This is a genomic window from Pseudomonas sp. B26(2017), assembly GCF_002113045.1.
GTDB lineage: Bacteria > Pseudomonadota > Gammaproteobacteria > Pseudomonadales > Pseudomonadaceae > Aquipseudomonas.
This window is the reverse complement of record NZ_NEJJ01000014.1, coordinates 37,265-58,521: the sequence shown is the minus strand read 5'-3', so window position 1 is coordinate 58,521 and position 21,257 is coordinate 37,265. Positions and strand designations below refer to the sequence as shown.

Below are 21,257 nucleotides of genomic sequence, written 5' to 3'. Positions count from 1 at the left end.
ATGCCCTGGTATGCCTGGTTGATTCTGGTCGTTGCAATCGGCTCGATCGTCGGCGGTCTGATGATGTTGCGTGACACCGCCAACAAGGTCGAACTGACCGATGAACAGCGCAAACGCGTCGCTGAACGCAATGCCGAAGCGGACATCAAGGACGCGCAGGACCGCTGAACGAAAAACCCCGCCTGAATCGGCGGGGTTTGTTTTTATCGCGGCTACTTTTCCCATTCAGCCTTGGCGATGTGCAAGCCATGCAGGCCTTTGTACGCCGCCCGTTCCGGCTGGCTCCAGCCTTCGAGCAGCGCATCGTCCAGACGATAGATTTCCACGCCGAGCGGGCGGCACACGGTCAGCGGATCCTGCGCATCCGGCCCCCACATCGCCAGCGACAGATCACCGCCGGGGCACGTCGACAATGCACACAGCAAGTCGATTTCCGCAAAGAACTCCAGATAGTCACCCTTCTGCGCCGGGCAGGCCTTCATGAAGTACAGGTCATCGTGATTCAGGCCCGTGCACTGGAAGATGTTCAGCACGTCATGCACGTCGAACTCGGTCAGGCCATGGGGCAACACGGCGCGGGTCAGATTTGAATGGCAGTGATGATGGAAATCCTCGCCGGTGAGCATCTTGTTCACGTAGGGATCGCAGCGCGTGCCGAGCAAATCGTGCAGGCGCCCACCGTGCTCGTCGATGCCATAGCCGGCCAGGCTGTCATCGGTGATGGTCACCAGCGGACGAAGAAAAGGCAGGTTCGACCAGAGTCGGTCGTGGGTGCTGACATGGGCGCCCTGCAGTTGCCGGGTGCGCGCCGCCCACATCCGTTCACGCGGATCGTGTGCGTTCCACACATTGAAATCGCCCACTTGGGGCCCGACCGGTGTGGTGACACGAAACACATGCCCCGCCGGCACATGCCAGGCACGACCGGTGCGGATCGGCACTTCGAATTGTTCGATCAGTGTGCGCCCGTCCTTGCGGTCGCGAATCCGTTCGTAGAAAGGTGTATTGACCTGTAGCGCCGAGCCTTTGCTGACCTGATAGGCGGCCGGGTAGTCTTTGTACATGATTCTCCTGCTCCTCAAGTGATGGCAACTTTGCAAGCTGCAACCACTATCCGTGCCAACCATTTATGGTTGTTACGAACTTGTTGGATTCACCGGCAGGCTTTTTAGAAGTAGAAGTACAGTCACCATTCAATTTGCATTGGTTAAGATGGCGGTCTTGTTGCGGAGAGTTTAAATGCGTTACTCGCAAGATCATAAAGCCCAGACACATCAGCGCATTATCAAGGAAGCGTCCGAGCGGTTTCGCAAGGACGGCATTGGTGCGACCGGGCTGCAACCTTTGATGAGGGCACTGGGCCTGACGCACGGCGGCTTCTATTCGCACTTCGCGTCCAAGGACGAACTGGTGGAAAAAGCGCTGCAAGCTGCCGGCGAGCAGGTAGCGGGGCTGTGCGCGGAAATCTTCGCCCAGGACAAACCGTTGGAGGTGTTCATCGACACCTACCTGTCCGAATGGCACCAGACAAGTCCCCATGAAGGCTGTCCGTTGCTGACCATATCTTCGGAGCTTGGACTGCGTGGCCAGCCTAGTCCGACCAGCGATTCAGTCTTGAAGGCTCGCCTCGACCAGATCGAAGGCACCCTTGAAGGCGAGAACGCCGCCGAACGCAGCATCGTCATCATGGCGACACTGGCCGGGGCGCTCCTGCTGTCACGCAGTGTTGCGGATGCCGAATTTGCGCAGCAGATCCTCGACGTCACCCGCGAACACCTCAAGCGCTCCGAAGGCTAAGCCTGCCAGCGCTTGAACAGCACGCTTGCATTGACCCCACCGAAGCCGAAGCCGTTGGATAACGCATACTCGATCGGCATCGACCGCGCCTGACCGTGGACGATGTCCACGCCTTCGCTCGCCGGATCGGGATTCTCGAAGTTGAGCGTTGGCGGAACGGTTTGATCGCGGATCGCCAGCAACGTGAAAATCGCCTCCAGTCCTCCCGCCGCACCCAGCAAATGCCCCGTCGCGGATTTGGTCGAGGTCACGGCAATCTCGTTCTGGGTCCCGAATACCGATTTAATCGCGGCCAGCTCACCGAGATCCCCCACTGGCGTCGAGGTCGCATGTGCGTTCAGATGTTGCACCTGATCCGGCGTGACACCAGCCTGGGCCAGCGCCAGAGTCATCGCCCGGCGTGCACCGCTGCCGTCTTCCGGCCCGGCGGTCAGGTGATAGGCGTCGGCGCTGGTGCCATACCCGACCAGTTCGGCTAATGGCTGCGCCCCCCGTGCCAATGCGTGTTCAAGTGATTCGATCACCAGCAGCCCCGCACCCTCGCCCATCACGAAACCGTCGCGCCCGCTGTCGAACGGGCGTGAGGCGCGCTCAGGCGTGTCGTTGTAGCCGCTGGACAAGGCCCGCGCCGCCGCGAAACCGGCAAGGCTGACGCGATCGATGCATGCTTCCGCACCGCCGCACACGGCAATATCGGCCTCGCCGACATGAATCAGCCGAGCGGCATCACCGATCGCCTGCACGCCGGCGGCACACGCCGTGACCGGCGCACCGAGCGGGCCCTTGAGACCGTGCTGGATCGAGACATGGCCCGCCGCAAGGTTGACCAGAAACGAAGGGATAGTGAACGGTGACAAGCGACGCGGACCACGGCTGTCGGTGGTCCGCACCGCATCGGCGATTGCACCGAAGCCGCCGACACCTGAGCCGATGATGGTGGCCGTGCGTTCCTGAGCGTGGGATTGCGTCGGGTGCCAGCCCGCCTGTTCAAGCGCCTGCCGTGCAGCCTCCATCGCGAACAGAATGAAACGATCCATTTTCTTCTGTTCTTTGGGCGGCGTGGCGCGATCCGGATCGAACCCCGCTTCGGCGTCCTCCTCCATTGTCGGCACCACGCCGCCGACCCGCGTCGGCAGATCGGCAATGACCGCTTCCGGCAGGTTTCGCAATCCCGACCGCCCGGCCAGCAAGCGCTGCCAGACAACTTCGACGTCGCTTCCCAAGGGCGATACCAGGCCCATACCCGTGACAACTACTCGACGCTGATCCATATCGGGTTGACCTCTCACGAATCAATTTACTTGTAACGGCTGGCCGCCGAACTGTGGGACAGATTCGGGGCCATTACATGACGCGCGGCGACAAAGGCTTGCCATTCCCCGGCATCGGGCAGCGAAGGAATCGTGACGAGTTCGCCCTGATCCAGACCGGACAGCGCAGCATCGACCATCTCGCCCGCCTCCATGACCATTTCCGCCGGAATACCGCTGGCATCGAAACCGGAGCGATCCCAGATTTCAGTGCGGGTCACGCCGGGCAACACGGCTTGCACCTTGACGCCGGTACCTTCCAGTTCGGTATTGAGCGTTTGGGTGAGGCTTAATACGTAAGCCTTGCTGGCACTGTAGGTGGCGTTGAAACGCTCAGGGAATAGGGCAACCACCGATGCAATATTGATGATCGTGCCACGGCCAGCGCGGGTAAACGCCGAGGCGGCTGCGGCTGCCAAGCGGGTCAGCGTGGTGACGTTCAACTGAATCAGTTGCTCCAGTACCTCGGGATCAGCGTTGGCCAGCAAGCCATTGACTGCCACCCCCGCGTTGTTGACCAGCAGGCTGATACTGGAATCGCTGCGCAGACGCTGTTCAAGTTTGAGCACTTCATTTTTCTGGGTCAGATCGGCCTTCAGCACTTCGACCTGAACACCGTGTGCGTCTCGCAGCTTGCTGGCTGCAGACTCCAGACGCTCCTGATCGCGAGCCACCAGCAACAGATCAAAACCACGTGCCGCCAACCGCTCGGCATACACCGCACCGATACCGGAAGATGCGCCAGTGACCAACGCCGTACCTTGGGATTTTGGGGAATTCATGACGATACTCCTGGAATGCGTAAGGGATGAGCGACCGCTGAAAAGCAGAGGGCTTCAGTGGCGACTGAAATTATTATAGGCATAATCTCAAAGCAATATGATAGCCGTAATTTTCTATTTTCCGACGGAAAGGCTGTGGTCCTTCTGCGATGTGCCCAGGAATCGGGAACCAAAAAGGGCCGGTCAATGACCGGCCCCTTGGCGTTGAACAATCAGCTTAGTTCACTTCCAGCTTGTCGCGATTGCGATCCAGGATCGCCTTGCCGATACCTTTCACCTCAAGCAATTCGTCCACCGATGCAAACGGCCCGTTTGTTTCACGATAAGCAACAATCGCTTTCGCCTTGGCCTCGCCCACGCCTGCAAGTTCCTTCTGCAGAGTGGCCGCATCGGCACCGTTCAGATCGACCTTCTGATTTTCAGAAGCGGCTGACGCGTCCATCACCACAGGCGCCCTGTTCGTTTCGGTAGACGCCAGAGGCGCAGCGATTGCGGCAATCGAGGCGCTGGTCAGCAAGGCAAAAATCAGGGAGTAGAAATAACCGGTACGCATAAGTGACGCTCCATCATCAATTGAGAAAGCAGCTTTTCCGAAGCTGCTCTCCAAACTTAGGCGATGATGGGAGCCTGTCAAAAACGTGTCCGTTACAGGATGTGAAACAATCAGGGTTCGAGACGGCGCTGCTGGTAGATCCAGTCAACGATTTCGCCGTCAGGGGTGTAGCCGCTGACGGTTTCGCGCAGAAGCTGGCGGACGCGGGAATAGTCGTCTTTCTCGACGGCAATCAGCAGCTCATGCAATCGCGCCTTCAGCACATCCCAAGACAGATGATCTTCGTTGGCCGTCATGATCATCGGATGCGAGGTAGCGGCGACATTATCGCCGATCAGCAACTCTTCGTAGAGCTTCTCGCCCGGGCGCAAACCGGTGAACTCTATGGAAATGTCACCCTGAGGATTACGCTCGGAACGGATACTCAAGCCTGACAGATGAATCATTTTTTCTGCCAGTTCGACGATTTTCACCGGCTCGCCCATATCCAGCACGAATACATCGCCGCCCTGCCCCATTGATCCCGCCTGGATAACCAGTTGCGCCGCCTCGGGGATGGTCATGAAATAGCGAGTGATTTTCGGATGGGTGACGGTCAGTGGGCCACCGGTTCTGATCTGGCTGTGAAACAGTGGGATCACCGACCCCGAGGAGCCGAGAACATTGCCGAAACGCACCATGGTGAACCGGGTCTTGTTGACCCGCGACACGTTGGCACTGTCACCAAACAATACCGGTGCACTTTCACAGCTGAGGGCCTGCAGCGTCAACTCGGCCAGACGCTTGGTACTGCCCATGATGTTCGTCGGACGCACGGCTTTATCGGTGGAGATAAGCACGAAATTCGACACGCCCGACTGCAATGCCGCCTGCGCTGTATTGAGCGTGCCGATCACGTTGTTCAGTACACCTTCAGCAATATTGTGCTCAACCATCGGCACATGCTTATAGGCTGCCGCGTGATACACGGTGTCGACTTTCCAGGTTTTCATCACATCGAGCAGCTTGTCTTGATGACGGATGGAACCGAGGATAGGCAACAGACGTATCGGAACCGACTGCCGGCAACCCCGTTGTTCGAGTTCGGAGAGAATGCTGTAGAGATTGAATTCGCTATGTTCGAACAACACGAGCGTGGTCGGCCCCAGAGTGAAGATCTGTCGGCACAACTCCGAGCCGATCGAACCACCAGCGCCTGTGACCATCACCACTTTGCCATTGATGCAACGCGCCAACAGGTCCGGTTGGGCCGGTACAGCGTCACGTCCGAGCAAGTCGGCGATATCCACTTCCTGGATATCCTCGACCTTGACCCGACCACTGGCCAGGTCGGTGAAATTCGGCACACTGCGCACGTGCAGCGGGAAACCCTCGAGCAGGTTGAGGATTTCCCGGCGTCTGGCGCGGGTCGACGATGGCAGAGCGAGAAGTATCTCTTGGGCACCGGTGACGTCGATCATGTGTTGAATATGCTTGGGTTTGTAGACCTGAAGCCCGGAAATCGACCGATCGGAAATCCCCGGATCATCGTCGATGAAGGCCACCGGACGCATGACGCGGCCCATGCGCAGAGCCGCGACCAACTGGTTGCCGGCGACACCGGCACCGTACACGGCAACCTTGGTCAAACCATCATCGCGGCTGGTAAACGGTACGTGTTGAGCGGCGGTAAACCAGTCGCCCATGAAAAACTGACGCATGCACAGGCGCAGCCCGCCGATGATCATCATGCTCAACCACCAGTAGTTGAAGATGATCGAGCGCGGCACTACGGCTTCGTGATTGCTGTACCAGTAAACGACGACCGCCAGAATCAGCGAGGACAGGCTGACCGCCTTGACGATGGCAATCAGGGCGTCGTTACCAAAGTAACGCATCACGGCCCGGTACATGCCAAAGCGAATAAAGAGTGGAATGGCGATGACAGGGGCGAATGCAAAGAGCCAGATGTGAGCCTTCAAGGGGTTGTACATGTCATCGATGCCGAGGCGCACGATGAACGACATCCAGAGAGCAACCCAGACCAGGACGACGTCGGTAGCCACCTGCAACAAACGTTTTTGCTTACGAGGCAAGCCCAGCAAGACAGTCCGCACTTTATCCATTCAGCCGCTCGAGCACGTGGCTCCCTCCTTAAACGTCAACGACCAGCATTGTAACCTCAATGCTGGCGTCTTCATCTGAATAATTGGCCCCAGAAAAGGTGAATTGGTTCTCGGAGTTAACGCGGCGACCCTATAGAATTTCACCATTGCCTTTTCGCAACCCCGATGAATCAGGAATTAATCAGACAATGATCCCAGTAGTTGTACTCGGCGACTCTCACGCATCGGTATTCAACTCCGAAATACTGAGAGCACTGCTTCCCGAATACACGTTCGAAGTGACTTCGATAGGAGGGGCAACCGTTTCTGGATTAAAAAATCCAAACGCCCTAACTCAGGCCATGCCACAGTTCAAAGCAGCGCTGGAGGCGACAACGGCCAAAACGGCGATCGTAATGCTGGGCGAGGTCGACACCGGTTTTGTGATTTGGTATCGAGCGCAAAAGCACGGCAACGCTGTATCGCAAATGTTGCAATTGGCAGTTGATAACTATCAGAAACTTCTTCAGGACATTAAACAGACCCATCATGTGATCTGCATCAGCACTCCCCTCCCCACCATTCGAGATGGAATGGATTGGGGCGAAGTTGCCAACTTGCGTAAGGAGGTGCAGGCCACTCTCGCTGAAAGAACCCAGTTGACTATTGAGTTCAATAGTCTGATGGAGGTTTTTTGCGTCCATCAGGGCATCAGTCATATAAACATGGACAGTCTGTCGCTGGACGCAACGGGAAGTCTCAAAGAAACGCTTCGAAACACCGATCCGAGCGACCATCACTACGATCCTTCTGCCCACTCGCAAATGATTGCACCGCTGCTGGCGCCGGTGCTCGAACGTTACGCGCATTCGGATCAATCAAGCGGTGTAACCCAGCCTGTCGAAGAACATCTCGCAAAGAGCAAACCGACGCTCTTGGGCAGGCTGGTGGAGCGTTACTTTCGCCGCAGGTGAGGTGATCCTGTCAGGCGTTGTTCCATACGCCTTGCGGAGAACCCATGCGAATGTAATCGGCAAATGGGTCGCTGCCCGGGATTTCCACACCATGTTGTTCGGCATATACATCGGGCTGGAAGTCTGAGCGAGGCGACTGCGGGTTTATGCCGCTGGCCCATGCGCGAACATACAAGCGCGCGTCTCGCTGACTGCTGTCGAGCAAGCCCGAGTCCGAAATCAGTTGAACATCACTTTTTTCCTGTTGAGCGCGTACAGCGGCTTTAACACCGACAGATTCAAGTTCCGCAACATACCTGTCCATATCGAAGTAGATTTTCGATGCTGCATGACTCTTGGCGACTGCCTCTTCATACAGTTCACTGGAGTCGGCCAATGCGAAAATTTTTCGCACGGCGCTGTCAACATCAAGATAATCAGCGATACAGGAATCGCGCAGTCCGCCAAATGAAAGGAAGTCAGATATGCCTGTCGCTTTGTCGAAGCAGAGCACTGGCAATCGCGCATCGAAAGCATCAATGGCGACGTTCGGCAACGGGTCCAATCGAGACGAGATAAACAACAGGTCAGCTTCTTCATAAGCCGTTGCAATAGCGGACGTCTCGTCCAGCATCACGAAGCGATCCCCCAGCCCCGAACGCTTGATCTGATCGGCGAGATAAACCGAATAGCCATCTTCTACATCGGGGTTAAAGCCTTTACCGATCCAGACAAAACGAAACTTCTCCCCACCGGGAGTTAGCATGGCTTTGATCGCGCATTGAATGAAGATGTCGGCGCCTTTTCGGAAATTGACATATCCAGCGCCGAGGATTACGAACTTCCTCTCAGTATCGGTGGCAGGCCGCATCTTGCCGCGCAAGTAATCAGACTCCAATTGCTGCCTTTCCTGTTCGACAACTGGTGCGGGCAGCGCACAATGTCCCTGAGGAATAATGTGGGCACTCAGAGGTTTCAGGGCCGGACATAAATCTTTGGCACTCTCCCAAGTAATTTCCGCGGAAAACACCAGGTCGCTAGACCACAACTTGGCATCCGAAAACAGAGCGGCGGAATTGGGGTATGCGGACGCAAATTCATGGATCAACGGAATAGCGGGCACGAAATGCCGGGCCAGTGGCTCCAGAACCACGCGGCACTCCATGCTGTTAACCAGTGCGAACTTGAAATTGAAGTCGCTGCACAGTTTTTCAATGGCGAACTGTGTGTAGGGAAGATTGTTTTTCAATCGCGGGCTCGCCATTGTCGCAACCGCTGCATCTTCGAAGTCCTCAAGAAGCGGGCCATTGCCGAGCAAAAGCGCGACTACGTTGTAACTGGCGGATAAACGCTGTACCAGGTTAAGGGCAAGTATCGGCGCGCCTGATCGGGATGCTTCGTGACTGACGACCATGACCGTTTCTCGCGAAGGATCGAACTGACGACTGTCGGACATTTTGATTCTGGGCAGCGTCACGATACGCCAGCTTTCCTGAAAACCATGATTCAGGTAATGGGCAATCGGATCAATTGCCGTACCGAGATCCGGATTCATTTTCAGATAGAGCGCCGCGTCAAAATTGTCTGGCAGCCTGCGCGTGTGATGTTCAATCTGAACGACCGCCGGCGGCTCAACCACAGGGGCTCCAACGATAACTGGCTCAGCGGGTGACTTTGGCTGGGGCAACTTGGAGATCTCAACGCTTTCTGATCGTTGGACAAAGAGCCGGGACAGCTTCGAGAAAAAACTATTGCGAGCCAAAATCTATTCCTTCTAATTAAGCAGTTTTAAGGGATCGAGTACTTCTCCGCCTTTGATGAACGGTGCAGTGTTTCCCAGCCTCTCACCTATCTCGAACCATAAATGTACACAAACCGAAATTGTCATGCGCTACCTGATTTCGCAGTCCGTGATACAGACGGGCAATAATCTATCTGGGTGGAGCATGATACACATCCTGGCCGGTTTTCCGACACTTGCGCAGCAGCCGTAATCGGCGATGGGCGGCAGGGAGCGCCCAGGACGATGCGCCCTGCCCAACTACTTAAGATCGCTCACGTTCGCCCGCTCGATACTTAACCGCCAGCCAGACAAGTGGCAAGTACGCCACAACCAACCCCAATGCACCGTCCACTTTCCAGTAGCTCACGCAGAGCGCAATCGGCAGCAGCCAGAACACATTGATCAGCCCGACTGCCACAGTCACGGGCAGGTGCTTGCCAAACTGTCGGGACGCAAACTGATAGCCGTGGCTGCGATGCGCTTCGTAGACTCTATCGCCGCGCAACAATCGACGCATCAACGTGAACGTTGCATCAACGATGAACACGCCAAGCAGTATCAGCCAGCTCCACAGCAAACCGGGATCAGTCCATGCCGCCTGTAGCGACAACACGCCAAGGATGATACCCAGGAAGCCACTGCCCGCATCGCCCATGAAAATTTTTGCCGGGGGAAAGTTCCAGCACAGAAAACCGGCAGCGCATACCGCCAGTAACGCAGGTGGCCATAACAGTTGCGGGAAGCCACTGAGCCAGTAAATCAGACAGGCACCAGCGCATGTCGTGACGGCTTCGACACCGGCAATACCGTCAATACCATCCATGAAGTTGTAGAGATTCAGCATCCAGACCAGATAAAACAGCGCGAGAAAATGTCCGAGCCATCCCAGATCAACGCTGACACCAGCAATCACCAACGGCGATAGCCCACCGACCCAATAAACGCCCCAAGCGGCGGCAGAAAAATGCGCCAGCAGACGCCAGCGGGCAGCAATGTGACCGTGATCATCCAGAAAACCGATAACCGCCGTGATACCGCCGGCGCCGACCAAGGCAATCAACGCATCCTTAGTCGTCAGCCCGACAGCGAACAAAACGCACATGGCGAAGATAAAGGTCAAGACGATGGCCACACCACCACCACGCGGTGTTGGGATCGAGTGGGAACTGCGCTGATTGGGAATATCGATCAGGCTGCGCGAAATTGCATAACGACGTAAAAAACCCGTGAGTGCGAACGACAGGATCGCAACAACCGGAACTAGCCACCAGTCATTCATTTTTTTCGAGCATCCAGGAATGGTTTTACTGTGGCGTCAAGAGCCCGCGGAAAACTGACCGGCGGAACCCAGCCCAACAGACGTTGATTCTTACTGATATCGACTTCCAGAGAACCAAAGATGCGCTTTGCGACGGCCTCTTTACCCAATAGTTTCGCCGCAGCGCTCATCAGGCTCACCGGCAACGGTATTAACAGAGAGGGCTTGTGCAGCGCAGCAGACAGACTGCGTAACAGCTCGGTTGTCGAGACGTCATACCCGTCGCTGACCAGAAATGTCTGATTAGCCGCCGAAGGGTGTCTCATACACGTCTCGATCAAATCCACCAGATTATCCAGACTGACCAGGCTGCGCTTGTTATGCACCGCACCAAACGGCAACGGAACTGCGCGTTGTACCCAGCGAATCATGCTGAGGAAGTTGGCTTTGACGCCCGCGCCATACACCAGAACGGGCCGGATGATGACTACTTCCATTCCGGTAGCGATTGCGAGCGCCTTTAAGCCAAGTTCGGCCTCAAGTTTGGAAATGCCATAAGGGTCGAGGGGCGCGGGCGTGTCATCTGCTGTAAACGCAATGCCAGGCGAAGTTGATTCGCCATTGACCTTGATCGAGCTGATGTAGATGAAGCGCTTCACGCCTGCACTTGCAGCCTGCCGGGCCAGATTCAATGTGGCATCGACATTTACCCTGCGAAACTCGGTCAGCGGATCAGCAGCGCATTCATCCATGACGTGAACCCGTGCAGCTGAATGTACCACCACATCAACCTGATCAAGCGCATCTCGCCAATCGACATCAGCCGTCAGATCCGCAAACAGGAAACGCCGAATGGATGGGGGGAGATCGCGACACTCCTTGCGCAACGCGGCAATCAGGTAATACTGCCCGCTGGTATCCAGGTGTCGCAGCAAGGCACCACCCAAAAAGCCTGAACCGCCGGAGACAAGTACCGTTTCAACTTTCATTGTTCAGGCCCGGTAACGAATATTGACGCTTGAAATTGCATCACGACTACTGACCATCAAACTATTCAAAAGAGGATTGGACTCCGCTGCAAACAGCGAGGCCAAACTACACGCCAGTGGAAACCGTGATACCTGAAAGGACAAGCCCATGACACTGATCGTCGCGATATGAATCAGCCGATTTTCGCGGCAACCCGCAGGGCCAGATCTCGCGCATAACGACGAAGCTCTGGAACAGCCGTGGCTTCCCAGAACTGCGCCTTGAGCATTGGCCCGACGTAGCTCAGCCAACTGACAGGGACGCCGTGCTCATCCTGAACGGAAAGCGTCTCATCGACGCAAACGCCCAGGCCGAGTTTATCCAATCGAATCAGCCCCGACTGCCGCAATTGCACGATCAAGCGATCATCGACACGCGCCAGATTGGAATTAGGTCCGGTGCAATTGATGATATGCGAAACATCCAGAGACTCTACCGCCGCAGTACCACGCAGCCCGACTTGAACGCGCAAACCATTGGCCAACACTTCTATGTCCTGGATTCTGCCCGCCATCGGCTTCAGCCTGCCCAACTCCAACTGCGCGGAAAACGCCGCATACGAAGCCGGCGCAACTCTGTGGCGATGGGCGTCCCAATACACTTGGACGTGACGCAGGAAACGCCGGCGTTCGGTCTCGCTCAAACGCTCCCACAGTTGTGCCGTGGCTGGACGCACGGCGGCAATGACATCACGCCAGTCTACGCCATCCTTAGCGGCAACACGGACCAATGAGCGCATGTGGCGCAGATAGCTGCGCACGCTCGGAGCGGAGGCAAGAAGCGTTTGAACCACCTCACCGGCAATGCTATCGACATGTCCCGAAGTACGATGGGGCAACGGCTGAACGCCTCGCCGCGAAAGCATGTACACCGGCCCGGTGTGCCCTTGTTGATCCAGGGTCAGTGCCACATCCAGCGCAGTCAATCCTGCGCCCAGCAACATAACCGGAGCCTGCGGGTCGATCGGCACCTCGATTTCTCCCGACCACGGATCAGCGATATAGCGCCCTGCGGCACGAGGAATGGACGTGATAGCCGGGTTGAACGGTGAAAAGTTACCGAACGCGAGAATCACATGATCGGCCAGCATTTCCCGGCCATCAGCAATACGTATCCGGGCTTTTCCGTTCTCCGCTTCGATGCTGTGAGCTTCTGTGGTGATCCGCTCGAAACTGACGCCATCACGGCACTGATGTTCAGCCTCGGCGAGCAGTCCCGAGAGGTATTCGCCGTAGAGCTTGCGAGGAACAAAAGTCCCCGCCGCAGTACCCGGCAAACGGCTTTCGCAAAAACGCAGAAAATGATCAGGCTGATCAACCAGCGCCGTCATGTTCCCCGCTGGCACATTAAGCAAGTGCCGCGAACTGCTGGTTCCGTAAGCCAGACCACGGGCCATTTCACCGGAACGGTTGAGCAACACCACTCGAGTGCCAGGTTTGCACACCTGGAGGAATTGAACAGCGGTTACCGCGCCACTGAATCCGGCACCAATGATGACCAGAGTCTTCAACGTTCGATCCGCCCGACCAGATACTGCATAATCTTCTCGACAGATACGGACACATCTTCTTCAAGTGTGTTGATCGTGATATCCGGGTTTAGCGGAGGCTCGTACAACGAGTCGATACCGGTGAAATTCTTGATCATGCCCGAGCGGGCCTTGCCATACAGCCCCTTCGGGTCGCGGCGCTCGCACTCAGGTAAGGGCGTACTGATGTAGACCTCAACGAAGAACTCATCACCGATCACTTTCCGGGCCAATGCCCGGTCAAGGCGAAACGGCGAAATGAAGGCGCTGACGACGATCAGGCCAGCGTCAACGAACAGCTTGCCTACTTCAGCGATCCGGCGGATGTTTTCCGCCCGATCATGATCATTGAACCCGAGATCACTGCACAGACCGAGACGCATGTTGTCTCCGTCCAGCAAGTAGGTATGACGATTATTCTCAAGCAGTGCCTGCTCTAGAGCGTTGGCAATCGTCGATTTGCCGGCGCCGCTAAGCCCGGTAAACCAAAGAACCACAGGGCGCTGCTGTTTAAGAGCGCTCCGCTGCTCCCGGTCGACAACCATCTGATGAGCGACAAGATTTTCCGTCATCGAAACTACACCGCAGTTATATACACATTGACTTAAATCAGGCTTTCCAACGCTGCCAGAAATTAGATCTGCGAGCATTGAACCCAAGTTCGTGATTAAGCGTGAAGAATAGACCCAGCGTCTGCCGGCGCCAAGAAAAACCTCTACACCGGAACAATAGCCGATGCTGTTACTTGGATAACGTCCATCTCTGTAACAACTCATTTACATAAACAGCAACGGATTTTGGAGGCGTGGAATTCGACGACAGCTTTGCCAATAAACCCTCCTCGGCAAGCAGTCGTTTCAATGCGCTTTCAAGGCCCGAGACGCTACCAGGCTCATACAGCAATCCATTGAAGTCGTGCGTGACGGCCTCAGCGATTCCAGGCACATCTGAAGCCACTACCGGGCAACCGGCAGCCTGCGCTGAATAGACGACCAGAGGCGTGTTTTCATTCCAGACAGAGGGGACTATCAGCGCGTCGAGCCCGCCCAATACATCGAATATGTCTTCGTTGGCGAAGGTGCCGCAAAACGTAACGGCTTCGTTGCCAGCCGCGAGCCGATGCAAACCGGCCACATAGTCGGGGAAATCCGTCTGCTTGCCGTAGATTTTCAACTGTACATCGCGTGAAGAAAACGGCTGCAGCGCCTCCAGCAGCACATGGCAGCCTTTGTGTGACGCGAGCGTACCAATGAACCCCAACACCATCGGACGCTCACGGCGCGCTCTGTCTCGCACCACAACTGGCTGGTCAAGATTGATGCCGTAGGACGATCTGACCACGATGTCTGCTCGCACGCCATAACGGGCCAGCAGCGTTTCGATCATCTGGTTAGGCGCGATTATGCCCTGCAGCATATTCAGTCGCCGGACATTACGTTCAAGACGCCCTTTCAATGCGCGCACCTCGCGCACCAGAGAACCCGATGGCATCTGCGGTGAGCAAGCAATACGCACGAGCATGTCGCTGATAACATCCGGAACCGCAGTGGCCAGTCTGCCCATGCGTTCAGGCATCTGACTGGCAGCAAAATGCACGACACAGTTCCCCGCATCCGTACTTGGTCCCGCACATGTCCGCCCGCCACAACGCAGCAATTGCCCGGTCGGGCAAATACTCCAGAAGTCGGTTGGCGTGTAAAACGCAGGCACACCGGCAGCGACCGTTTTTTCGATCAGGCCAGTGCCGAGACGATTGAGGTGAAAGAAATGCACGACATCTGGCTTGAACGCTTCCAGCAAATGCCCGAAAAAGTCAGCGGCCAGATGATTGTCATAACCGATTTCGATCTTTGAAGTTTGATCGCCCATGGGCACATAGGCGTGCCGAAAACGATCAACCAGAATCGAGTCGTAACGATATTGATCGAAGCGCTCACCGTCCGCGAGCGCCTCGCTCGCCGGATAGCCCGTGAAAACCCTGACCTCATGGCCAAGGGCGGTCAATACGCGGGCGACGGACAGCGTCAAAACTTCAGTACCCGCGGAAAACTCCGGGAAAAACTGATGAACCGTAAGCAGAACCTTCATTTGCGACCAACATTCGCACCGAGTAGACGGTAACTCACCCGACTACCCTCACTTCTGCTGTTCGTTCTTGGCCCACTCAAAGGTTCGCACGATACCTTCCTTCATCGAAACCTTGGGCTCCCAGCCCAATTCGTCGCGCGCCAGATCGTTGCTCAGTACACTCACCGGCACATCGAAAGGACGACCCGGCTTGTAGTTGCGGGCAACAGGCTCACCGCTGACGTCTTCGATCATCGACATGAGGCTGTTCAGGCTCGTACCCACGCCGGAACTGATGTTGAAGACACTGGCGCTACCCGAGTAGGTAACCGCCTTGGCGAACGCCTCGGCCACATCGCTGACATGCAGGAAATCGCGCTCGACGCTACCATCACCCCAAATCTCGATCGGCAAGCCCTTCAGCACGTTATGGATGAACACACCCACCGCGCCCTGCGCAGTCTCCACGCGCTGACGCTCGCCGTAAGGGTTGGCGACCCGCAGAACGACAGGCTTGATGCCATACAGATGGTTGTACATTTGCAGATATTTCTCGATGGTCAGCTTGGTGATGCCATAAGAAACTTCTGGATCTGTCGGGTGTTTTTCATCGATCGGCAGGTACTTCGGAGCGCCATAGACAGTGCCTCCGGAAGAAATGAAAACGATTCTGCCAACCTTGTGCGCAACCATTGCATTGAGCAGTTGCAAACTTGCAACTACATTGCTCTGGACATCGTAGACCGGATCTTCATTCGAGCTTTTCGGCAGCGTGGTGGAGACCAGATGAAAAACAACATCGGCACCTTCTACTGCCTTGTTTATATCACTGGTGGACGACAAATCGCCTGTCATCCATTCGACACATTCATGAGATAAAAACTTACGATATTCAAGTACGCGAGGACGCTCAAAAACTCGAATTGAATGACCATCTAACAACAAACGATCAACAATTGTTGATCCGATAAAACCACCACCACCAAATACTGTAATTTTCATAAAAACTCTCGACTGACATCGAAAAAATGACAAAAAAATTGACGTTAATCAGCCAATAAAAATGACAAAAAAACTAACACAAAAGCGACAAAGCGTCAAGAAAACAACACTTTCAACTTTTGCGCAACCTTTTTAATCAATGGTTTTTTCAGCAAGTATTTAGCAAATGGATATTGGCGAACTTGTGAAATTAACAACCGTAGAATTCCGGCCTTGACTGGAACTTCGGTCTGCGCATCATTTGTCAGGCAATGCGTAGAGTAGAGATAATCCAGATAAGATGTCACACGACGGTTCTCCAGCGCAGTCGTCGCCAGCTCTCTCGCGAGCCCTGCCGTCATGAACGGTTGGGGTGACTGCGCCCTGTTGGCTTGAGCCTCATCCAAGATCTGCAACCACTGACGATTGGTCGCGGCTGCAGTGTAATGAGCCTCGATCAACTGCCGGCACGCCTGCGCCTTTCGCTCACGCATCGCCGGATCTTTCGACAGCACCTTCAATACGTCAACATAGCGACTGACCTCGCCTTCGCCGTGCGGGACCAGATACCCGGCTTCCTCCCCCACCAGTTCATCCTGTCCACCAACATCGGCGACCACCGGCACAACGCCTGCAGCCATTGACTCAAGAAGAGCGACCGAGATTCCCTCGTATTCCGAAGGCATTAGCAACACATCCGAAATCGCCAGCAATGAGAGCCACTCAGCATGCGGTTTCGCACCAATTACATGAACTTCTGCACCCAAGCCATACTGCTTGATTGATGCCTCGAACGCGGGACGTAATTCGCCCTCACCGATGATCAATGCATTGAAGCGAATGCCAGCCTGTTTCAAACCGTTGAGGATTTCGGCCAGCTTCAGCGGTCGCTTCTGGTCACACATGCGCCCCGCAAAAATGATGGTAAAGGCCTGTTCATCAAGGCCTAGACCACGCTGTTTTTCAGCTCGCTGAGTTTGCGAAAGCGATACCGGGTGCGATTTGATTCCCGTGTACATGACACGAACTTTCCCGGCATCAGCATTGCGCTTCACCATCCACTCGGACAGATGGCGAGTACTGACCACGTTCATGTCCAGCGCATCCTGATAACCGACGCCAAATCGCGGATGCCCGCCGTTGAGCCAGTGCATTTCCTCGGTATGATTCAAGTCCAGGAACGTCGTCGCTGACGCCTGCGTGCGCAAGTAAGGAAGAAGCTGATAACCCAGCGTACTCCCGGCTACCAATACAGTGTCGATCTGTCTGGAGGCAATGAGATACAAGAGGAACCTTGGAAAATCTGACAGCGAAAGAATATTCGGCAGAATGAAGATATCCGCCGTCCACTCCGCAAACTTGTCCTGCCACCGATGATCAGCCTCTAGGGTAGCGCACACCGTTACATCGGCGCCGCCCGCAACGAGCCCTTGAATGAGATCAATATTTACGCGATCAGCCCCGCCCTCAACCATCCACGGAAGTAAAAACATGACCCTTCTACCGCGCACGTTGCCTTTCAACGGATTATTGAATACAACGCCCTCGGGCAATGTTTCATACGCAGAGGGATAACGACGCTGAGGTTTAGGAACAGGCTTGAGCGGCAGTGAGGGTAAATCGTCAAGGTCTTGTCGCGACGATACTTTGCTAAAGGTCTGCAGAAACTCTGCAATGGTAAAACCCCAATGACCCGCATCCGCCAAGCGAGCGAGAAACGATGTTGGATCTCTGCCGTCGACGAGAGGCGCTACCTCTTCAGACATCTGCAAGATGACCGACTTGCGAACCACAATGCCTCTGACTTTGGGATGAGGGTGCTCGAGGTAATATTTGCCTTGACTCAAGCTGTGCTGTACTGGCACGCGCTGCTCTCCCGTTATCGTGCCGAAGGAGTTGCAAAAAGCAAACTCAGGGTTGGACTCTAGAAACCAGATACCCTTCTCGATAAATGTCGGATCAAACGCTGTTGCTGCATCAGCCAGAACTACATATTCAGGAAATGCCCAAACGCCATTCGCATAAGAGCACTCTGTACGATCAAGTACCTGCACACGCTTATCAACGGCTATAGCTTGCAAGAACTCATCGGCAAATTGCGGCGCCGTGCCGTCTTCAAAGCAAATCAGCCATCTCCAGGACTGAAATGTCTGCGCCAGAAGGGATCTATACAGATTCGAAAAATCGGTGAGCGTAGCGCTCGCACTGCTGACGACAAGGACGTCAGCTTGCTGAGGACCACCACTCGCCCCATTTATCGGTTCGTATCGATTCGCCATTTCAACCTGATCGGCGCTTGGAAGAGCATCAATCTGCGCAGAGTTCGACATAATATAATTACTTCCCTGCGCCAAAACGCTGAAGACTTTTGAAAAACTTGACTAGCGACAAGCTATTAACATCACGTAACCGCAAGAACGGTTTCTCAACGAATGTGTATGTCAGATGAGCGAGCGCGTAAACGCATACAATGAAAATCGGGTAGACCAGCCACGGATTATCGTAAATACGCTCATGCAACCCATATCGATTTAAAACATTTATTACCAATATAAAAGCGAAAATATGGCCGAGATAAATTGAATAGGAAATCAGGCTGGTATATTTCACGAAGCGATTTACAATATCAAGGTGCGAAGCACTCAGACTGAAAAATGCAGGTATTAACGCGGCGAAAAATATCGCTGACCACGTGAAAAACAATGATTGCTCCAACTTGCTACCAGCAGTCCATGGCATCCCTTGTCGAGTCAGGACAATCAAGCCGACAGCGAATGTAAATGGCACATACCAAAATTTGGCCAGACATTCAAAGATCGGGCGGTGCCAAGTGTAGAGATAAGCGATCAACACGCCGAAACCAATGGCATCAAGGCGGTACAACACTACATAACGTGCATCGTCATATCGCACTGACTGAATTGGCAATCCGATACGCGCAAGAAAAGGTACCACTATAAAGACCAGAATAACGATCGCTGCTGCGCTCTTGACGCCTGCGCCCAGCCCGATCATCAACAACATGACAAGCGGAAAGGTGTAGTAAAACCACTCTTCAACTGCCAAGCTCCAAGATAGACGGTAGAAATCCGTCATGTTCCATGCAAAGTTCTGCGCAAACACCAAGTAGTGAAACTGCTCGGCGAATGTCGTAGCGCCCGCCCAGTCAAATCGCAACGAAACAAAAAAGAAGAAAATATAGAGCGGCAAAGTCCTCATCCAGCGCCGATACCAAAACTCTGTTAATCCGGCAATCTTTTGTCCGCGCCAATGCGCCGCCTCTTTTAGCAGAATCCTGCCGATAAGAAAACCACTCAGACAAAAGAACAAGTCCACACCGAAAGTCGCAAGAAATGCAAATCCGGCCAATACCGGATGCGGTGCCGAGTGCCCGAGCATATGTCCGAAAACAACAAGCAGGCAGGCGATGGTCCGACAAACATCCAGGCCAAAGGAACGATGGACATTCTGTACAGCGCCTGTTGCTTGAGGGTTATTCATCAAGTTTCACTTCTTTAGTCCACAATATGTCACAGCAACGCCCTTCCGGTGCCCTGAACTGACCTAGCGCGACGCGTGTAATGGCCATCGGCGCGAACTCAATGCGGTAATGACAAGAGCCGGGACCTTCCTGCTTTTTGGTTTGGACTGGCGTCAAGGCCTTCAGATTGAACTGCTGATTGATGAATCCTTCCGGGCCTGCGCTCGCGGCATTCGCTGGATAAAGATGCAGGAAAAACTCATCCCCCAACTTTTCGATGTCACACGCTTGTAGTTCCAGGGTGACCCCCGCGCTCGTCACGGCCACATCCACCCCTTGCGGAAGAACGACCGGAGCTTCGACCGGTACGGGCAATTCAACTACCTTGCCGACTCCTGTCCAGCGAGCGAAGGACAACACTCCTATCGCAATCAAGGCGTAAAAAAGGACACCACTCAATATCTTCAGATCGACCTTCACTCTCACTGCCCAATCATCACTGATTACTTTTGCGTACCATAAAACCAGCACTCCGCCCCATTCAGAAACGAAACACTGGCTCGGTCAGTTATCCTGGCAGATGCCCTGTTACCAGCTGCTTAGCCTGCGCACTACCTTACCGGCAAAGCGCCGCAGTGGATTGCTGACGATGCGACTCGGCACTACGGGCGCCAATGCTGCCGGGTTGAAAAATTCTTCCTGACCCGTGAGCGCGATGAAATCCAGGTAGTTGAAGCCGTGAATAGCTTCGATCTCCGCTCTCTCTTCGCTACTGTTCATCAACTGATACAGTAGTTCGACACCAAACAGCCGGGTGCCAGGGCAACCGCCGATCTGGATTGCGAACATTGCCAGCAAGTATCCGCTATTGGCCCCTTTTGGCGTTACCCACTTTACACTTTCGGGAAACGCTTCAAGTATGTCGGTCAGCGACATGCCAATGTAGTTTTTCTTTTGAAAGTACCATTCCAGCCACATCCGGGCCCGCCTGTCCGGCCGATCCCCACTTTCGTTGGATTGATCCGAGAAGATACGGTGTAGAGTCAGTCGCTCTTGAACAACATGGATATCGAAAATCTTCAGTAACCGTGTCCACATTTCGGCATCGTCTGTTTGCGCATGCGCGCTTCTATAGAGACCCGCCTGTTCATAGGCACTGCGTCTGACCAGCGCACTTGGGTGACACAACTGGTTTTCGTTGAAAAACAGCGAACGCAACCAGGCCGTCCGCGGCTTGTTCGGCTGATTGAACCATTCGACGAAGAGTGGCTGGTTATTCTCGTCAATGCATTGAACATGCGAAAATACCGCACCTATGCCGGGATTTGCCTCCAGCACGGCCACTTGCTTTTCCAGCTTGTCCAGTTCCCAAGCATCATCCGAGTGGTGAATGGCAATATATTCACCGGTACTTTGCGATTCGATAGCACGATTAATGTTGTAGATATAACGGCGAGTTCTATCGTTCTGAACCTTTATAATCCTTGGATCATTGTAGCTTTCGATAACGGCCCACGAACCATCTGGCGAAACGTCATCTACGATAATCAACTCCCAATCAGTAAACGTCTGATTGATCACAGAATCGATTGCCTGCCTTATAAACTTTTCATGGTTATAGGAGGTAAGAACAACTGAAACTTTCGCCACT

The 21,257-nt window shown here is 54.6% G+C and carries 19 protein-coding genes; 3 read left to right on the top strand and 16 right to left on the bottom strand.

Features of this window, described 5'->3' with window-relative positions:
- A complete protein-coding gene (locus CAF79_RS20590; RefSeq protein WP_007950938.1) occupies positions 1–168 on the top strand; it encodes a DUF2897 family protein in 168 nt (55 codons plus the stop codon).
- 44 nt (positions 169–212) lie between these two features.
- On the opposite strand, the gene CAF79_RS20585 is transcribed toward CAF79_RS20590, so the two are convergent.
- Complete coding sequence (locus CAF79_RS20585; protein ID WP_085699982.1) at positions 213–1,064, bottom strand: DUF1989 domain-containing protein; 852 nt, start codon at positions 1,062–1,064, stop codon at positions 213–215.
- A 175-nt stretch (positions 1,065–1,239) separates the two neighbouring features.
- Here CAF79_RS20585 and CAF79_RS20580 point away from each other — a divergent pair, with 175 nt between their 5' ends.
- Positions 1,240–1,797 carry a TetR/AcrR family transcriptional regulator gene (locus CAF79_RS20580; protein WP_085699980.1) on the top strand — a complete coding sequence of 186 codons (558 nt, stop codon included), beginning with the start codon at positions 1,240–1,242 and terminating at the stop codon, positions 1,795–1,797.
- Here the strand turns inward: CAF79_RS20580 and fabF are convergent.
- The 4 genes from fabF to CAF79_RS20560 all read right to left on the bottom strand — a co-directional run bounded on the left by fabF (position 1,794) and on the right by CAF79_RS20560 (position 6,547).
- Positions 1,794–3,068 (bottom strand): beta-ketoacyl-ACP synthase II, encoded by a 1,275-nt coding sequence (gene fabF / locus CAF79_RS20575; protein ID WP_085699978.1) that lies wholly within the window; start codon positions 3,066–3,068, stop codon positions 1,794–1,796. The two genes, CAF79_RS20580 and fabF, sit on opposite strands and share 4 nt — an antisense overlap.
- A 26-nt stretch (positions 3,069–3,094) precedes the next feature.
- Complete coding sequence (locus CAF79_RS20570) at positions 3,095–3,889, bottom strand: SDR family oxidoreductase (protein ID WP_085699976.1); 795 nt, start codon at positions 3,887–3,889, stop codon at positions 3,095–3,097.
- A 217-nt stretch (positions 3,890–4,106) separates the two neighbouring features.
- Complete coding sequence (locus CAF79_RS20565) at positions 4,107–4,442, bottom strand: ComEA family DNA-binding protein (RefSeq protein ID WP_085699974.1); 336 nt, start codon at positions 4,440–4,442, stop codon at positions 4,107–4,109.
- Positions 4,443–4,552: 110 nt separating this feature from the next.
- Positions 4,553–6,547: a nucleoside-diphosphate sugar epimerase/dehydratase gene (locus tag CAF79_RS20560; protein ID WP_085699972.1), complete on the bottom strand. Its 1,995-nt coding sequence runs from the start codon at positions 6,545–6,547 to the stop codon at positions 4,553–4,555.
- 188 nt (positions 6,548–6,735) lie between these two features.
- On the opposite strand from CAF79_RS20560, the gene CAF79_RS20555 reads away from it, so the two are divergent.
- Entirely contained in the window at positions 6,736–7,500 is a 765-nt protein-coding gene (locus CAF79_RS20555) for a hypothetical protein (protein ID WP_085699970.1), read from the top strand.
- A gap of 10 nt (positions 7,501–7,510) precedes the next feature.
- Here the strand turns inward: CAF79_RS20555 and CAF79_RS20550 are convergent, their stop codons facing one another.
- The 11 genes from CAF79_RS20550 to CAF79_RS20500 form a co-directional block, all read right to left on the bottom strand.
- The gene (locus CAF79_RS20550; RefSeq protein WP_256579456.1) at positions 7,511–9,241 is read right to left on the bottom strand and encodes a glycosyltransferase; all 1,731 of its coding nucleotides are present in this window, start codon (positions 9,239–9,241) and stop codon (positions 7,511–7,513) included.
- Between the two features lie 283 nt (positions 9,242–9,524).
- On the bottom strand, positions 9,525–10,541 hold the full coding sequence (locus CAF79_RS20545) for a glycosyltransferase family 4 protein (protein ID WP_085699968.1): 1,017 nt from the start codon (positions 10,539–10,541) through the stop codon (positions 9,525–9,527).
- The gene (locus CAF79_RS20540) at positions 10,538–11,509 is read right to left on the bottom strand and encodes an SDR family oxidoreductase (RefSeq protein ID WP_085699966.1); all 972 of its coding nucleotides are present in this window, start codon (positions 11,507–11,509) and stop codon (positions 10,538–10,540) included. The genes CAF79_RS20545 and CAF79_RS20540 overlap by 4 nt, the downstream gene beginning before the upstream one ends.
- Before the next feature lie 173 nt (positions 11,510–11,682).
- The gene (locus CAF79_RS20535; RefSeq protein ID WP_085699964.1) at positions 11,683–13,059 is read right to left on the bottom strand and encodes an FAD/NAD(P)-binding protein; all 1,377 of its coding nucleotides are present in this window, start codon (positions 13,057–13,059) and stop codon (positions 11,683–11,685) included.
- Entirely contained in the window at positions 13,056–13,649 is a 594-nt protein-coding gene (gene cysC, locus CAF79_RS20530) for an adenylyl-sulfate kinase (RefSeq protein WP_085699962.1), read from the bottom strand. The genes CAF79_RS20535 and cysC overlap by 4 nt, the downstream gene beginning before the upstream one ends.
- Positions 13,650–13,818: 169 nt before the next feature.
- The gene (locus CAF79_RS20525; protein WP_085699960.1) at positions 13,819–15,165 is read right to left on the bottom strand and encodes a glycosyltransferase; all 1,347 of its coding nucleotides are present in this window, start codon (positions 15,163–15,165) and stop codon (positions 13,819–13,821) included.
- 48 nt (positions 15,166–15,213) lie between these two features.
- The gene (locus tag CAF79_RS20520; protein ID WP_085699957.1) at positions 15,214–16,146 is read right to left on the bottom strand and encodes an NAD-dependent epimerase/dehydratase family protein; all 933 of its coding nucleotides are present in this window, start codon (positions 16,144–16,146) and stop codon (positions 15,214–15,216) included.
- Positions 16,147–16,241: 95 nt separating this feature from the next.
- A complete protein-coding gene (locus CAF79_RS20515; protein ID WP_256579454.1) occupies positions 16,242–18,455 on the bottom strand; it encodes a glycosyltransferase in 2,214 nt (737 codons plus the stop codon).
- Positions 18,456–18,462: 7 nt separating this feature from the next.
- Entirely contained in the window at positions 18,463–19,626 is a 1,164-nt protein-coding gene (locus tag CAF79_RS20510) for an acyltransferase (RefSeq protein ID WP_170929760.1), read from the bottom strand.
- Positions 19,619–20,086, bottom strand: coding sequence for a hypothetical protein (locus CAF79_RS20505; RefSeq protein WP_256579453.1), 468 nt, complete (start codon positions 20,084–20,086; stop codon positions 19,619–19,621). The genes CAF79_RS20510 and CAF79_RS20505 overlap by 8 nt, the downstream gene beginning before the upstream one ends.
- A gap of 108 nt (positions 20,087–20,194) precedes the next feature.
- Complete coding sequence (locus tag CAF79_RS20500) at positions 20,195–21,256, bottom strand: glycosyltransferase (protein WP_085699955.1); 1,062 nt, start codon at positions 21,254–21,256, stop codon at positions 20,195–20,197.
- Position 21,257: the final 1 nt, after the last annotated feature.